Raw genomic sequence first — 15228 nt, 5'->3', positions numbered from 1 at the left:
CTTGCTAGCAATCACTCACTTGCTTAGTAAATCAATTAATCAATCAAATCAGATCAGTAACCCTTCAACTGCCTCTCTCTATTTATAGCATTCTTCCTAGCATATGCAGAGAGTATATCCTTAGCATCCATACCAAGCTCTATAGATATCTGGATCACGAAGTGCAGTATATCTATCAACTCCTCCCTAGCCTTCTCCTCATCGAATATGCTAGGGCTCTTCCACCACTTCCAGTTTGTTAGATTCTGGAGTTCACAGGCCTCATGTATTATAGCAGTACATAGTTTGGATATCCTCTCCTCCCTCCTCTCCCCGATCCTCCTGCTATCTATCATCTCCATGTACTCCCTCTGCATCTTGAGTATTGTATCTAGAGCATCCATACTATCCATCAACCTATTAGTGGTAATACCTGATAACATATTTTATATAAAGATGGAGGTTATCATAATCATAGATAATAGATGCTCTATCTTGGCGAGGGCAGTGTAAGGGTTGAGGAGATAATAGAATCGATGAGGAATGCTAGAAACAAGGTAGAGTATATGCTGGTATGGGGCAGGGATAAGGATAGCCTACAAGATGACTCATTCCATGAGTATATACACGATGCTCTAGAGCATATGAGAAGGGTTATTATGGAGTGGAGGGGTAGCAGGATATTTGGGGGTTCTATATTCAAGAAGGCAAGTGATCCTATAGCAGATATCCTTGGAGGTAAGAGCAAGGAGTTCTATAAGGTGTTTGATGAACTATGCAAGGGTAGGATAGGGCTTATATGTACAGGGGATAGATACTCAAGCCCCTTCATACTCTTCAACGACCCTTCATGTTACGTTGCTGCACTAGCCAATCCTAGCAGCAAGGAGATATTCTATGGCTATGGGCTTATGGAGGCATGGAGGGCTGACCCAAGGATACATGATCTTAATGGCAAGGGTATAGGTGCATTCACACTGCTCTTCTCCTCTAGCATAGCCTTCATGCTTACACTCTACATAGGTGCTGGGCTAGCAAAGGCAAGGGAGGTTAGCAGGATATTCGATCCAAACGATGCTCTAACATCTAACCTTAAAGAGTGGGCTGAGTACACAAGCAAGGGTATATGGCCAGGATCACATGAGAACCAGAGGAAGGCTATGGTAGCGCTTAGAGGATATCTTAATGCATGGTTTGACTTCCTTAAAGACTCTAGTTGGTTGGAGATACACCATACACTTCACCATGGTAAGGTTATAGAGAGGGATCAGAGCTTCCTTGATACTGCTACAACTGAGATAAGTGAGACATCAAGAGCAATAATACTTGATGCTGGAGGGATGTTCAGTGCTGAGGAGATGGAGAGGAGGGATAGGCTGAGGAGGGAGAAGCAGTTAGAGTGGACACTGCTAAGGATAGCATTAGGCATACTCTACCCTAGGGAGAAGGCAAGGATAAGGGAGGTATGGGAGAGGGAGAAGAGGAAGGTGAACTGGAGGTACTTGGAGGATACTTACTATGAGGAGATATGGGATCTTATAAGGCTCCATCTAGCAGGAGAGGATATCTCTGCTAGTGTAGAGGAGAAGGATGCAAGAACTCTAGGAAGATGGCACTTTATATTCAACAAGAAGGCTGAGAGGCCTAGAGAGAAGGTTGTTGAATTGGAGAAGATGGATATAGAGAGGATATTTGAGAGGAAGAATAGGTTATTGGGAATGCTCACATGGGAAGGGGTAGGACTTCCACCAGATGCTAGATGGCACGATGTTGTTTCAAGGTTCAGGAAGATAATGATAAAGTACCATCCTGATAGGGTAGAGGTTACAGGAGTAAACCTTGAAGAGGCACATAAGGTTACAAAGACTGCAATAGATGTATTCAGGGAGTTAGAGATAATACATGATCTTCATCCAGAGATATTCGGATTAGCAACCTTACAAACAGAGCAGGAAGTATAACTATCTATCTTCTTATCCTCGATAGTATCAGTTCAATAAGTTCTATTCAGACAAATACATCTGCAAGATGCTCTTTATCTTACTGCTCATTTCAATCCTACTATAGTTCGATTCAAACATTTTTCAATGAATGCTTGCCTTTCAGGTTCAGTTTCTTTCAATCCTACTATAGTTCGATTCAAACTTAATACTTACTTTTGCCTTAGTCTTACCAGCAACAATTTCAATCCTACTATAGTTCGATTCAAACTGCCATAGTATAGAATTATGGGTTATATAAATCTTGATTTCAATCCTACTATAGTTCGATTCAAACTATCTATATCTACACTTGAGCCTATAAATCACAAGTATATTTCAATCCTACTATAGTTCGATTCAAACCTAGAACTGCATCATTAGATGCAGGTCTATTTAAATCATTTCAATCCTACTATAGTTCGATTCAAACCTGATAGCCTTCTTACCCACTTATTACTTATTTCACTATTTCAATCCTACTATAGTTCGATTCAAACTCAAGCATCTCTTTCTCTATTATCTCAGTTAACTTATATTTCAATCCTACTATAGTTCGATTCAAACCAAAGAGTAAAAGAATATAAGGTAATGTTACTAGAGGAATTTCAATCCTACTATAGTTCGATTCAAACTGCAGATATTGGCATTATATACTGCATCTAGGTATGATTTCAATCCTACTATAGTTCGATTCAAACATTGAACACATGGATTGCCCTAACAGTTATCAAAACATTTCAATCCTACTATAGTTCGATTCAAACTTTAAACCGCACGCACTTTTTTCAACTCTTTCAAATTATTTCAATCCTACTATAGTTCGATTCAAACACTTAGTTACATATTGTTATAGAGATGTTGAAATAGATTTCAATCCTACTATAGTTCGATTCAAACTTTTGTTTTGCTTTTGTTCTTCTTTTATTTTGTTTTAATTTCAATCCTACTATAGTTCGATTCAAACTATGAACTGAAATCTGTTTTTAGTGTGTTTAAATTTATTTCAATCCTACTATAGTTCGATTCAAACTTGTGTACCAGAATTTCTGAATTTGCTGATTTCTTAGATTTCAATCCTACTATAGTTCGATTCAAACATATTTCTGGAGTGCTGTAAAGAAGAAGCAACAAGAATTTCAATCCTACTATAGTTCGATTCAAACCTTCCTTGTCATGCTCATATCTTGTGAGAGGTAGATCAGATTTCAATCCTACTATAGTTCGATTCAAACGAATACGGAGCAACCGACTTTAAAGTTATATCATTCGAATTTCAATCCTACTATAGTTCGATTCAAACTCTCTTACAGCAAAACGCACTAAATCACTTATCGAATTTCAATCCTACTATAGTTCGATTCAAACACTTCGATAAAGCCGTTATAAATTTTATTCGTAAAATATTTCAATCCTACTATAGTTCGATTCAAACCTTCTGTATTCTAAATATGACCTTCATAATATTTCAATTTCAATCCTACTATAGTTCGATTCAAACACACCAATACGATACATACGACGTAAGTCAACTCTTGTATTTCAATCCTACTATAGTTCGATTCAAACAAGATAGGTGGCAAGTAGAAGGCAGATATGAAGTAAGATTTCAATCCTACTATAGTTCGATTCAAACAGATAATATTTGATCTTACATTTCTAGATAGATTCTAATTTCAATCCTACTATAGTTCGATTCAAACATGATGAAAGACATATACAAATACTACTAGATTTACAATTTCAATCCTACTATAGTTCGATTCAAACAAGTTAGTTGAGTATTGTTACAGAGATGTTGAAATATATTTCAATCCTACTATAGTTCGATTCAAACATATACTGTAAAATCTAAACACGAATTTACTGCAAGAATTTCAATCCTACTATAGTTCGATTCAAACACATTGATGCAATTAAACTTGAGTTAGACTCATACAGATTTCAATCCTACTATAGTTCGATTCAAACTATTGGATAAGGATGAATACATTAAGGCATATAAGGCAAATTTCAATCCTACTATAGTTCGATTCAAACATTTATGATTGTAGATATTATCTTTAAATTAACTATATTTCAATCCTACTATAGTTCGATTCAAACTAATTGTTAAGTTGAATGAAGTAGTTAAGGCTCTTACTGATTTCAATCCTACTATAGTTCGATTCAAACCATTACCTCAGCTTTACAACCTTCATGTATACAACTATTTCAATCCTACTATAGTTCGATTCAAACTATCGTAAGTCAACATCGAGATCAGTGGTTAAATCATTGATTTCAATCCTACTATAGTTCGATTCAAACAACTTTTATAAAACATCGATCGAGGAATTGGGAAAAAATTTCAATCCTACTATAGTTCGATTCAAACTTAGACTCGTTGTTCATAGTTTCACTCCCATCACTAATTTCAATCCTACTATAGTTCGATTCAAACTGTGACCCAGCCAAAAAGGTCCTTTACGCTGTCCTATTTCAATCCTACTATAGTTCGATTCAAACAGTCTGTACGGTAAGTTTGGACAACTCGTAAGAGAGATTTCAATCCTACTATAGTTCGATTCAAACGCAATTCAGAAAACTCGTCTTTGGTTATAATACCTCTAATTTCAATCCTACTATAGTTCGATTCAAACTGTTGAAGTGTTGAAGTGTTGAATGGTTGGCAGAACAATTTCAATCCTACTATAGTTCGATTCAAACAATATAATTTCTTTGCAGAAAGTAACCCCGAGAAGTATTTCAATCCTACTATAGTTCGATTCAAACGCTTGAGGTTGAAGGCTTGGATTTAAATCTTTCTTCTTATTTCAATCCTACTATAGTTCGATTCAAACAATAAACTTCTCCTTCTTTGCAACTGCCTTTTCCGAATTTCAATCCTACTATAGTTCGATTCAAACTTTATAAATTATTGCTGAACAGTTTGTACGGTAAGTTATTTCAATCCTACTATAGTTCGATTCAAACTTTCATCTCCCAACGCTTTAATAAATGTGATTACGTCGAAATTTCAATCCTACTATAGTTCGATTCAAACTATTATTCGTTGACAGTGAGAGTGAGATAATCAAAGAATTTCAATCCTACTATAGTTCGATTCAAACTCCTTGATACTAAACTTGTAGAAATTGGTATTATCAATTTCAATCCTACTATAGTTCGATTCAAACGAGTTTATAACCTTTATTATTTGCAAGAGAAGTACACCAATTTCAATCCTACTATAGTTCGATTCAAACTTAACGAATCAGAGTTACGAGAGATTCTTTATAGCTAATTTCAATCCTACTATAGTTCGATTCAAACTATTTTTGATGATATTACTACTCCATCTGCTAGCTGAGATTTCAATCCTACTATAGTTCGATTCAAACGAGTCAGTTCTTACCCTTTGCGGAAGAGGTGGCAAAGAATTTCAATCCTACTATAGTTCGATTCAAACGAATAGAAAGGGATTCAATGACTATATTAGTGAACTAAATTTCAATCCTACTATAGTTCGATTCAAACAATAGGTAATGCAAGTGTAACGATAAGTAAGTTAGCTCATTTCAATCCTACTATAGTTCGATTCAAACCGAATATTGTAATGTAGGGTTCGTCGACGATAATTCATTTCAATCCTACTATAGTTCGATTCAAACTTATAAGTGCGTAATTGCCCGCGTCAAGTTGTATGTCATTTCAATCCTACTATAGTTCGATTCAAACAATTTATACTGCGTTGATCTGATATTATCCTTATTGGCTTATTTCAATCCTACTATAGTTCGATTCAAACGAGAATCTTGGTAACTTTGCGTATACGATTGCAAGCCAATTTCAATCCTACTATAGTTCGATTCAAACAGTGCAGAAGTCAGCGAGCTATTAGGAATGTATAAGCATTTCAATCCTACTATAGTTCGATTCAAACATAAACCAAAATACACTTACAGTACATAAACAAAGAAATTTCAATCCTACTATAGTTCGATTCAAACATTATTTATTGATAGCGAGGGTAACATAAAGAACGAATTTCAATCCTACTATAGTTCGATTCAAACTTGAGGAGAACGAGATAATTCAATATGTGATAAATGGATTTCAATCCTACTATAGTTCGATTCAAACCGAACTCTGTAATACGTGGATCGACGACAATAATTCATTTCAATCCTACTATAGTTCGATTCAAACAAAAGATTTCTTTGGCTGGGTCACATTAGCAATAATGAATTTCAATCCTACTATAGTTCGATTCAAACTTGAACAAAAACAAACATATACTATTTAATCTCAATTTATTTCAATCCTACTATAGTTCGATTCAAACTCAGTTATATTCCAAAAATGCTTATTATCGACATTAATTTCAATCCTACTATAGTTCGATTCAAACTGATAAGTGTATATGTAAAGTCTGATGAACCCTCTCATTTCAATCCTACTATAGTTCGATTCAAACGGGGTGTGCTTGTGTTTGGTAATACACCGCTATTGAATTTCAATCCTACTATAGTTCGATTCAAACTCAGATCACCCCAATTATTATTGCATCCTTAACATCTATTTCAATCCTACTATAGTTCGATTCAAACAGGGCTATCAAACACTTGAAAATAGTGCTTTATTGTAATTTCAATCCTACTATAGTTCGATTCAAACCATGAACTTAAAAAACCATCCTCAGTATACATGTCCAAAATTTCAATCCTACTATAGTTCGATTCAAACTAGAAACCCTACATAATGCAAGTGTTACTAGTGCTTCATTTCAATCCTACTATAGTTCGATTCAAACGCTAAATCACTAACAGATTGCCTATAACCTATGTATTATTTCAATCCTACTATAGTTCGATTCAAACGCAACTTAATGGCAAAAGGATTAATAGCCTTATCAAGATTTCAATCCTACTATAGTTCGATTCAAACGTTTTAAATGCCTGCTATGAACTATGAACTCTCTCTTATTTCAATCCTACTATAGTTCGATTCAAACGTCATGAAATACTTGCTTCTCTAATTTCATGAGTAATATTTCAATCCTACTATAGTTCGATTCAAACAATGATAAGGGGGTAGAGGCAACAGTATGTATAAATGATTTCAATCCTACTATAGTTCGATTCAAACAATCAAACTCATAAACCTTAGCAGTATCAATATCTAATTTCAATCCTACTATAGTTCGATTCAAACTCCATTCTATCCATGGATTCATTTATTATCTCTTGCATATTTCAATCCTACTATAGTTCGATTCAAACGTAAGAATGAATCTAGGTTACTTGATGCTGTTATCTTCATTTCAATCCTACTATAGTTCGATTCAAACTAGAGGCTTCCTCAAATACCTCATTATCAGGATACACAATTTCAATCCTACTATAGTTCGATTCAAACATTGAGTAGTAGGATTCAGTAAGCCTGATGATATTAAATTTCAATCCTACTATAGTTCGATTCAAACACTTTGATACTTTTCTTGAGCCTTCCTGTTCTTACATATTTCAATCCTACTATAGTTCGATTCAAACTTTTATTTGTATCTGCAAATACTTATTTAGCAATTAAATTTCAATCCTACTATAGTTCGATTCAAACTATTATATGCATGTGCAAAAAAAGGGTATTTTTGGGATTTCAATCCTACTATAGTTCGATTCAAACGAATTGAGAAATGACATCCCAAGTATTTAATAGCCTTGATTTCAATCCTACTATAGTTCGATTCAAACAACCTTCAAGTAGGGAATACATACCTTATAATAAACAATTTCAATCCTACTATAGTTCGATTCAAACACTATCTAGTAAACTGAGGTAATAAACACTTGCTATTACTTATTTCAATCCTACTATAGTTCGATTCAAACTTTTTTGTAGGAAATAGGTTTTTGGGTAGTTCAGGCCCATTTCAATCCTACTATAGTTCGATTCAAACATAGAGCAACTCATGACCATAAAAATATCCATGCCTGATTTCAATCCTACTATAGTTCGATTCAAACCATTTTATTCTTGTTATTCCATGTTACCCCCTGCACTATTTCAATCCTACTATAGTTCGATTCAAACATAATAACTTTGTAATACACTACTTGTTTAAGTATTTAGGATTTCAATCCTACTATAGTTCGATTCAAACTATAAGCATAGAGGAATTAAGGGAATGTAAGACCATATTTCAATCCTACTATAGTTCGATTCAAACGAGGCCTCTAAAAGGCATAGAAAATTACATTATGTTCAATTTCAATCCTACTATAGTTCGATTCAAACTTAACGACGTCGAAGACAGCGTACGAGATTATTTTGGAATTTCAATCCTACTATAGTTCGATTCAAACGCATGCCTTCTGCTCTCTTTGCTATCTCTTCTGCAAAATTTCAATCCTACTATAGTTCGATTCAAACCTGTTGCCTGAGTTGGACATGAGAATTGCTGTACTGTATTTCAATCCTACTATAGTTCGATTCAAACCTTGCCACTCTTTATCTCTTTAAATTCACCCTCATCTTATTTCAATCCTACTATAGTTCGATTCAAACTACACAATCTAACATGTTATAGTATATAACCTCATCCATTTCAATCCTACTATAGTTCGATTCAAACTGATCTGTACAAATGTCAACATTAGTGCCTTTTCATTAATTTCAATCCTACTATAGTTCGATTCAAACAAAGCAAGCATGAACAAGATAACAGCAATAAAAATAAATTTCAATCCTACTATAGTTCGATTCAAACAGAATATATAATTTATCACCCTTCTTCATCAGAATAGATTTCAATCCTACTATAGTTCGATTCAAACATGCATATAGACTTTCAGAAGTAAATGAACCAGCTGATATTTCAATCCTACTATAGTTCGATTCAAACCCCCCCTGGCGCCTCCCCTTCTCACGCTTCACCTTTTATATACTCTCCCTCCTCTACTCAAAGGGGAACCAGTCAAGCTCTAGTCGTATACGATATTTATAAATGTTGACTAGTCGTATATAAACTTAGAGGATATTATCTGTACCTCCCTTCTCAACACCCCATACCCTCTTATCTACCCATCTTGGATTGCTTATAGTATATACTATTATTGAATCAGTATTAGGATCTATAACCTCATAAAGCCTAGATTTTAACTCTTCTAGTCTACCTTCAGTTAGTTCTCCTTCAAACGCAGAATTCTGCACCCATGATAGATATTGTTTAAGTATCTTCCTTATAGTAGTTATCCTCTCTATATTAACATCATATACTATTATTACTTTCATAGCCTTTCTCCTTCTTTGCTTCTTTTAAATTCATCTATCTAGTTTATCTTTACTCACTTGATTAAGTAATATTTAACTTAATGTTAGAAATAGATATATTATTACTAAACATATATTATAATATGGAAGTCAGATGCCACATAAGAAGTAGGATGGCTGAGAATCTTCCACAACCACTAAGAGAGGTGATAAGAGAGTGTATAGAGAGGGTCATGCAACAGTCATTGCAGCCATTCAACCATAATCTAGTATATATAGAGGATGTGGATAAGGCAGATGTTATACTGGATATAGATGTATCTACAGGCAATCCTTTCGTATATATAATACCAGCATTTGACTACGATCAAAATAAGTGTTACATCTCCATATCATTATGCATAAACATAGCGCCTTTACCTGATCACTTTTCACTGCATCTGTTCTACATGCGTAAAAACAATATACTGCTGTCATATGCAATATGCAAGACTATCTTCACGATCTATAAGTTCATCGGCATAATAAATGAGCAGGATATGCTGAATCTATATGCTGGTGCAAGCTACTATCTCCGCCAGTTTCTTACAAATACATATAACAGTAACAAAGATAAGAATGATAATGTTACATCTATCTTCAATAGCGGTCCATTATTTGCTGTAATTATAGACCCATACAAGATATATCAGAAATATCTTACTATGAGAGACGATATAATGAAGCAAGTGGAAAAACTCAAAAGAATGCAAGACAGTAACACCCCACCATAGCAATACTAATAGTCCTCATAATAACTAATCCTCTCTCTATTTTGTTTCGTTTGTTGTACTATAGCATTCTTCCAGATAATAATTAGTATATACTAGGAGGTATCTATATTAATCTGCTTATTGTGATACTAGACTTTTCTAGATTCTGAATTATTCGAGCAATTTTACCAACTACTCTTAAAACCAATATATTCCCTCTCGCCTAATAGATGCTTAATCAATTTGAAGCATTCTAATCTTATCAACCTCTGATATGATATATGCCTCTTAAGCCTAACATGCTTTAATGTGGTATCCAGTTTCTTCTGATACTCTGCTACAAATATTCTCTTACCATTATCGTTAAGATAACAACCATTTAACTCCTCTAAGAAGTGTTCCTCTTTTATTATTCTGTTATTGACTAGATTAAAGATTACCCTATCTACTATAATAGGCTTAAAGATCTCGCTTATATCCAATGCTAAAGAATACCTCCTCTCTCCAGGTTCATGAAGATAACTTATAGCTGGGCTGAGTTGGGTATGATAAATCTCTGTCAGTACTGTTGCGTAAAGCAAAGAGTTACCAAAAGAGATCATAGCGTTGAGCATATTTGTTGGTGGCATTCTGCTTCTTTTCTCAAATCTAAACTCTTCCCTTAGAATAGTATCGAATGAGGAATAGTAGTGATCTCTACATCTACCTTCAATACCCATTATGCTTGCTATATCATTACAGTTAGTAAGATACTTTCTCTCTTCTTCTATTGCAGTTATAAAATGGTCAACACCTTTATTATTCTTCTTATAATGATTAAGGTTAGAGAGTATGTTATGTATAGCACTATTAACCAATTCTCTTGCTATCTTTATCCTCTTCTCCCTATCAAGATAGTGTTCAACCTGCTTAACAATTAGTAAGCCAGATACCAGTTTCTCTCTAGGATAGAATGAGCCTGAATAATAACCATAGTAGTTGTAGAAGTGTATAGGAATGCCATGTTGGTTCAGAAATGTTATGAGTTTTGTATTTAAATTTACCTCGCCAAACAGATGTAATGCATGTATATCATTAACAGGTATAGCCTTCTTACCATCATTAAACTCTAACTCTATAGTATTCTCATGTCTCCTAAGCCTACCACTCTTGAATATATAATAATCCCTCATATAGTTAGCACCAGCATAATTCTCTATAAGCACATGCCTTACAGTACTTCTTCCATTCTTCTTCTGGAGGCTTATCCATACTAACTATCCTTGAAATATCTTGAAGTATATTCTGTATCTCTTTCTCCTTCTCTTCATCCAACTCTATGTTAACTCTCTTTCTTAGCAATGGATAATCTATTACACCTTTCATAGCCCTACCTGTATAATGTTTGATGAAGTAGAGGTAGTAGAGTAGTTGGTATACATGAGCATCCTCCATCTTCTTGCTTCTCTTAACCTCATGTATCTCCTCTGTCTTATCTATAAAGTCTATCTTTATCCTTTCCATTGCAATCTCCCTCATCCTCTTACTCTTATAACTCTGTTCATGTAATAATTTGCCTAACAGCACTATATCTGACTCGCTCTCCAACTCCATGTTATGAGAGAAGAACCATAGCTTCCTTTTGCATACTAGATAGTAGTTTATCTGGGTGCCTGTGAAGTATAGATTAGAATCTAATTCTTTAATAAATAGATTAATGATATGCTCATCACCAGTAATGTTAATGTTATTCTTGTCATCACTCATATACTAATCCATCAATCATAGAAACCATTTTATACATCATTCAGATTATATTCTCTGCAATCTCAATCTCACTTTTATATGTGTCTATCTTTACTCTTTCTAGCATTTTGTCTATCCCGTACTCCTTGATCTCATTAATAATCTCGTCAAGATACTTCATATTTGTTATGGTTAATACATAATAACCTTTAAATTCCCTAATACGGAATATACTACTATTTCTTTGTAGTTTTTCCAATAGGAAGAAGGGAATATTAATAGAATATTCATATAAGATACGTTTAAGATACCATTCATCCAGATTATTTAACTGGGTCTCTTCTTTAATCTTATTGATTATCTCAGACCATGAGAGGCTATCGCTTTCATTATCTCTTAATCTCTTTTCTATCAGCTCCCCAAATGTACTCACTCTCTTATCATCGCTCTTACTCATTATTGCAGGCACAATAATCTGTAAGCCAGCAATCTCTCTAAATAGTCGTTGTGCATGACTCTTCTTCTCTACTGTAAAATACTTTAGATATTCTAAGTGCTCATTTATTTTTTCAATGTAGCTATCCTTCAATGTCTTATTATCGTCAATCTTAGTATTATATACCTCCTTTATAATAGCTACCTCGTCTTCATGCGCCATTATCTCTCCTTTCTTTCTCTCTAATACACATATAGTCTGTTCTATCACATCTTTATCGTATATCGCTGTGGTTCCTTTATCGTACTTTGTGAATATCAATATGTTAGGTTCTGAAGAGGTATAGTTATCATCCCTATTTCTATATATTCTCCCCCACCTTTGTATCTGACTATCTATAGGGGATATCTCTGTTATAAGAATATCAAAGTCTATATCTACCGATGCTTCTACAATCTGAGTTGCTACAAGGACTATTCGTTTCCTACCTTCCCTTTTCTCCACTTCTCTTATACGGGATATACGAGAACTCTTCTCCTTCTCTAATAGTCTAGAATGGAGTAGATACGTGTCCTCATTCCTCATTTCTTTTAATCTTTCATACAATCTAATTGCTTTCTTTACATTATTAACAATTATGAGAATATTTTTACCCCTGTTCTTTTCTAGTTGTTTCTTGATCTCTTCTAGCCCTTCCTCATCTATTTCAAGATTATCTTCATCTTTAAAGAGTCCGCATCGTATAAGATCTATACAATGCCTCCTTTGATTATAATTTTTAACCTTCTCTCGTATATCAATATAGTTGCTCACATCAATTATATCAAATTTATCTTTAATGAACTTCTCTACATAGGGTGGAAATGTAGCTGTTATGATAATTATATCACCTTGCAATCTTTGAATTATCTCTATTGTCTTGAGGATAATTGCTACCATCTCTGGTTTATACGCCTGTACCTCATCTATTATTATTGTAGATAAAGGATATATGCTAATCAACTTATCAGACGTATAGTACTTTAGACTAGTGAGGAAGACTTGGTCTGGAGTAGTTAAGATTATTGGGGTTGAGAATAGTTTTGCTGTATTCTGTTTTATCCCCACATCAACCATACCATATCTGCCTTCCCTTCCATACTCTCTAGCCTTAACATACTCTATAAAGGCTGTTGAATGTAGTATATTCAAATAGTTGTTATTAAAATAACCATTAATATCATTCCCAAAGCGCCAATATAAATCATTTAGTGCTACTCTTAAAGGTAATGTATATATCAACTTCTTACCTTTCTTACTTGCCCATAATAGAGCAAATTCTGTCTTTCCAGACCCCGTTGGTGCTATAAGTACAATATTCCTCTTAATATTGCCTATCTTATTTATTAATTCTTCTTGCCAAAGAGAATCTCTCTCAATTCCACCTATTTTATCTTTGATCTTCTTATCTATACTAGAATATACATCATTGCTTAATTTAATTGGGTATTCGATATCAATATTAGCACTAGCAGCATAATCACATCTACGTAATGCCCCTAAAAATACAAAGAAATCGTAGATATCAACCTTAGAGTCCTCATCCAAGATAAAGAATTTTAATATTTCAGATAAACCATGGCCCGTCCTATCTGCATCATATAACTGTTTGATCTTATCATAACCTACCTCTATCTTCTCGTTAAGTTCTTGGAATAGATGATTTATATCATCTATTATATTACCCTTATTTTCTTCTATCTTCTCTTTTATGTAGTCTAGTAGAGATTTTAATAATCGTCTTATTTCATCTTTATTATTTAGCATAAATTCCAGATATTTGCTAAGGTCAGGATATTCATCAAAGAGGTATCTTGCATTGATACCCTTATTTGCATAAAAGTCATTATAATGGTGCAACAGAATGGCAGTCCTTATCTTCTTATCCCATTCGTTGTTGTCAAGAAATATTAAGGAGTAGAGTATAGAAATTACTTCGTGATCCTTTATGCGTAGGTTTCTATAATTTTTAAAGAATTTGCGTAATGTATCAAGACTAGAATCGTGAGGGTTGCCATATAACTTTTCCTGAAAGTTTAGATCGATCTTACCCAGATCATGTAGCAGGCATGCTATATATAGACTTCTAAAGAAGTCATTACCTAATTTATTATATGTTATTGCCTCTTGGTTATCAATTATAAATCTTTTTAACTGGATCGCTCTTTCTATAGTTAAGTAAAGATGGTCCTTTAGTAGAATTGCCCCGCCATTACTATCATCAGATTTAGCCCTTAACGCATCCAGTAGATCCATCTAACCACCCCCATTTATCTATTATTGGATATACATTATCATTTATTTTATAAAAATCGACATCTATACTACTACCTTCTTTTAAAACTATACTATAATCCCGGCCAGTATATATCACAGATTCAAAAATAACATCACGTTTAGTAGAATATTGTTTGATATCAGATTTATAACGAATCTCCTGTCTATTATTTTGGAATTTACTAGAAATTGGAATGTAAAATACTGGATATTTTTTATTCTCTATTGGGAATTCTTTCTCAATTATATATGTTGGATAGGTTATCTTTATATCTCCTTTAATAGAAATTTTGTTTACTTTATCAGCCACACATACTCTTCTAATAAAAATTACATCCTCACTCCTTCCAAGCATTAATATCTTTCTAGGATGCTCTAATGCTTTATGGAGTTCATTTACCAACTCTTCGTTACCTTGAAGGAAGAGAAACAACCTACCATTAAATAACTCCTCTTGGTAAACCGGAGATCTCTGGGCTTTCTTCCCTTCTCCATATAGTCTCTTATCCTCCATCATCAGTATACCGTCTTTAACAAAGGGATAACCTTTGATCATACTCTGGTAATTCCAGAATGAGTTTTCAAACTCCCCATGAATGCTTATCTTTAACTCATCCCAGAGGCAACCATACCTATTACCATACCAATCGTCTAGTGCGTTCTGTAACATCCCTATTACTGTTGATCTTGAAGGTAAAGGATATGTCTGGGCATAGTAGAAGGTAAATGGATTCCTATATTGTGCAAAAGGTTGAAATAATTCTATAAAGAGAACAGCATTAGACAT

General features: G+C 34.0%; 8 protein-coding genes and 1 CRISPR repeat array. Of the genes, 2 read left to right on the top strand and 6 right to left on the bottom strand.

Features of this window, described 5'->3' with window-relative positions; all coding sequences use genetic code 11:
- Positions 1 to 53 precede the first annotated feature (53 nt).
- The gene (locus tag CRG89_RS00865) at positions 54 to 392 is read right to left on the bottom strand and encodes a dUTPase (protein WP_197706631.1); all 339 of its coding nucleotides are present in this window, start codon (positions 390 to 392) and stop codon (positions 54 to 56) included.
- 72 nt (positions 393 to 464) lie between these two features.
- Between CRG89_RS00865 and CRG89_RS00860 the strand changes: the two genes are divergently transcribed.
- On the top strand, positions 465 to 1940 hold the full coding sequence (locus CRG89_RS00860; RefSeq protein ID WP_103286511.1) for a hypothetical protein: 1476 nt from the start codon (positions 465 to 467) through the stop codon (positions 1938 to 1940).
- 88 nt (positions 1941 to 2028) lie between these two features.
- Positions 2029 to 8844: direct repeats of the CRISPR family, unit length 30 nt; unit sequence ATTTCAATCCTACTATAGTTCGATTCAAAC.
- Positions 8845 to 8969: 125 nt separating this feature from the next.
- Here the strand turns inward: CRG89_RS00860 and cas2 are convergent.
- Positions 8970 to 9233 (bottom strand): CRISPR-associated endonuclease Cas2, encoded by a 264-nt coding sequence (cas2, locus tag CRG89_RS00855; protein ID WP_103286510.1) that lies wholly within the window; start codon positions 9231 to 9233, stop codon positions 8970 to 8972.
- 122 nt (positions 9234 to 9355) lie between these two features.
- Between cas2 and CRG89_RS00850 the strand changes: the two genes are divergently transcribed.
- Complete coding sequence (locus CRG89_RS00850) at positions 9356 to 9985, top strand: hypothetical protein (protein WP_148695286.1); 630 nt, start codon at positions 9356 to 9358, stop codon at positions 9983 to 9985.
- Positions 9986 to 10149: 164 nt separating this feature from the next.
- On the opposite strand, the gene cas1b is transcribed toward CRG89_RS00850, so the two are convergent.
- Genes cas1b through cas5b form a run of 4 tightly spaced genes read right to left on the bottom strand, consistent with a single transcriptional unit; the run spans position 10150 to position 15228 of the window.
- A complete protein-coding gene (gene cas1b / locus CRG89_RS00845) occupies positions 10150 to 11136 on the bottom strand; it encodes a type I-B CRISPR-associated endonuclease Cas1b (RefSeq protein ID WP_103287843.1) in 987 nt (328 codons plus the stop codon).
- Between the two features lie 4 nt (positions 11137 to 11140).
- On the bottom strand, positions 11141 to 11710 hold the full coding sequence (cas4, locus tag CRG89_RS00840) for a CRISPR-associated protein Cas4 (protein ID WP_103286508.1): 570 nt from the start codon (positions 11708 to 11710) through the stop codon (positions 11141 to 11143).
- A 40-nt stretch (positions 11711 to 11750) separates the two neighbouring features.
- Complete coding sequence (locus CRG89_RS00835; protein ID WP_103286507.1) at positions 11751 to 14420, bottom strand: CRISPR-associated helicase/endonuclease Cas3; 2670 nt, start codon at positions 14418 to 14420, stop codon at positions 11751 to 11753.
- Positions 14392 to 15228 (bottom strand): type I-B CRISPR-associated protein Cas5b, encoded by an 837-nt coding sequence (gene cas5b, locus CRG89_RS00830; RefSeq protein ID WP_103286506.1) that lies wholly within the window; start codon positions 15226 to 15228, stop codon positions 14392 to 14394. Before cas5b ends, CRG89_RS00835 begins: the two co-directional genes overlap by 29 nt.

Source organism: Candidatus Nitrosocaldus islandicus, from assembly GCF_002906215.1.
In the GTDB taxonomy this organism is placed as follows: Archaea; Thermoproteota; Nitrososphaeria; order Nitrososphaerales; family Nitrosocaldaceae; genus Nitrosocaldus; species Nitrosocaldus cavascurensis.
The sequence above is the reverse complement of the archived record's forward strand: the minus strand, read 5'-3'. Positions and strand labels throughout refer to the sequence as shown.

What these genes read in the sequence shown, in the direction of transcription:
- CRG89_RS00865 (WP_197706631.1), bottom strand. Translation starts at nt 392, where the DNA reads ATGGATAGTATGGATGCTCTAGATACAATACTCAAGATGCAGAGGGAG.
- CRG89_RS00860 (WP_103286511.1), top strand. Translation starts at nt 465, where the DNA reads ATGCTCTATCTTGGCGAGGGCAGTGTAAGGGTTGAGGAGATAATAGAA.
- cas2 (WP_103286510.1), bottom strand. Translation starts at nt 9,233, where the DNA reads ATGAAAGTAATAATAGTATATGATGTTAATATAGAGAGGATAACTACT.
- CRG89_RS00850 (WP_148695286.1), top strand. Translation starts at nt 9,356, where the DNA reads ATGGAAGTCAGATGCCACATAAGAAGTAGGATGGCTGAGAATCTTCCA.
- cas1b (WP_103287843.1), bottom strand. Translation starts at nt 11,136, where the DNA reads ATGAGGGATTATTATATATTCAAGAGTGGTAGGCTTAGGAGACATGAG.
- cas4 (WP_103286508.1), bottom strand. Translation starts at nt 11,710, where the DNA reads ATGAGTGATGACAAGAATAACATTAACATTACTGGTGATGAGCATATC.
- CRG89_RS00835 (WP_103286507.1), bottom strand. Translation starts at nt 14,420, where the DNA reads ATGGATCTACTGGATGCGTTAAGGGCTAAATCTGATGATAGTAATGGC.
- cas5b (WP_103286506.1), bottom strand. Translation starts at nt 15,228, where the DNA reads ATGTCTAATGCTGTTCTCTTTATAGAATTATTTCAACCTTTTGCACAA.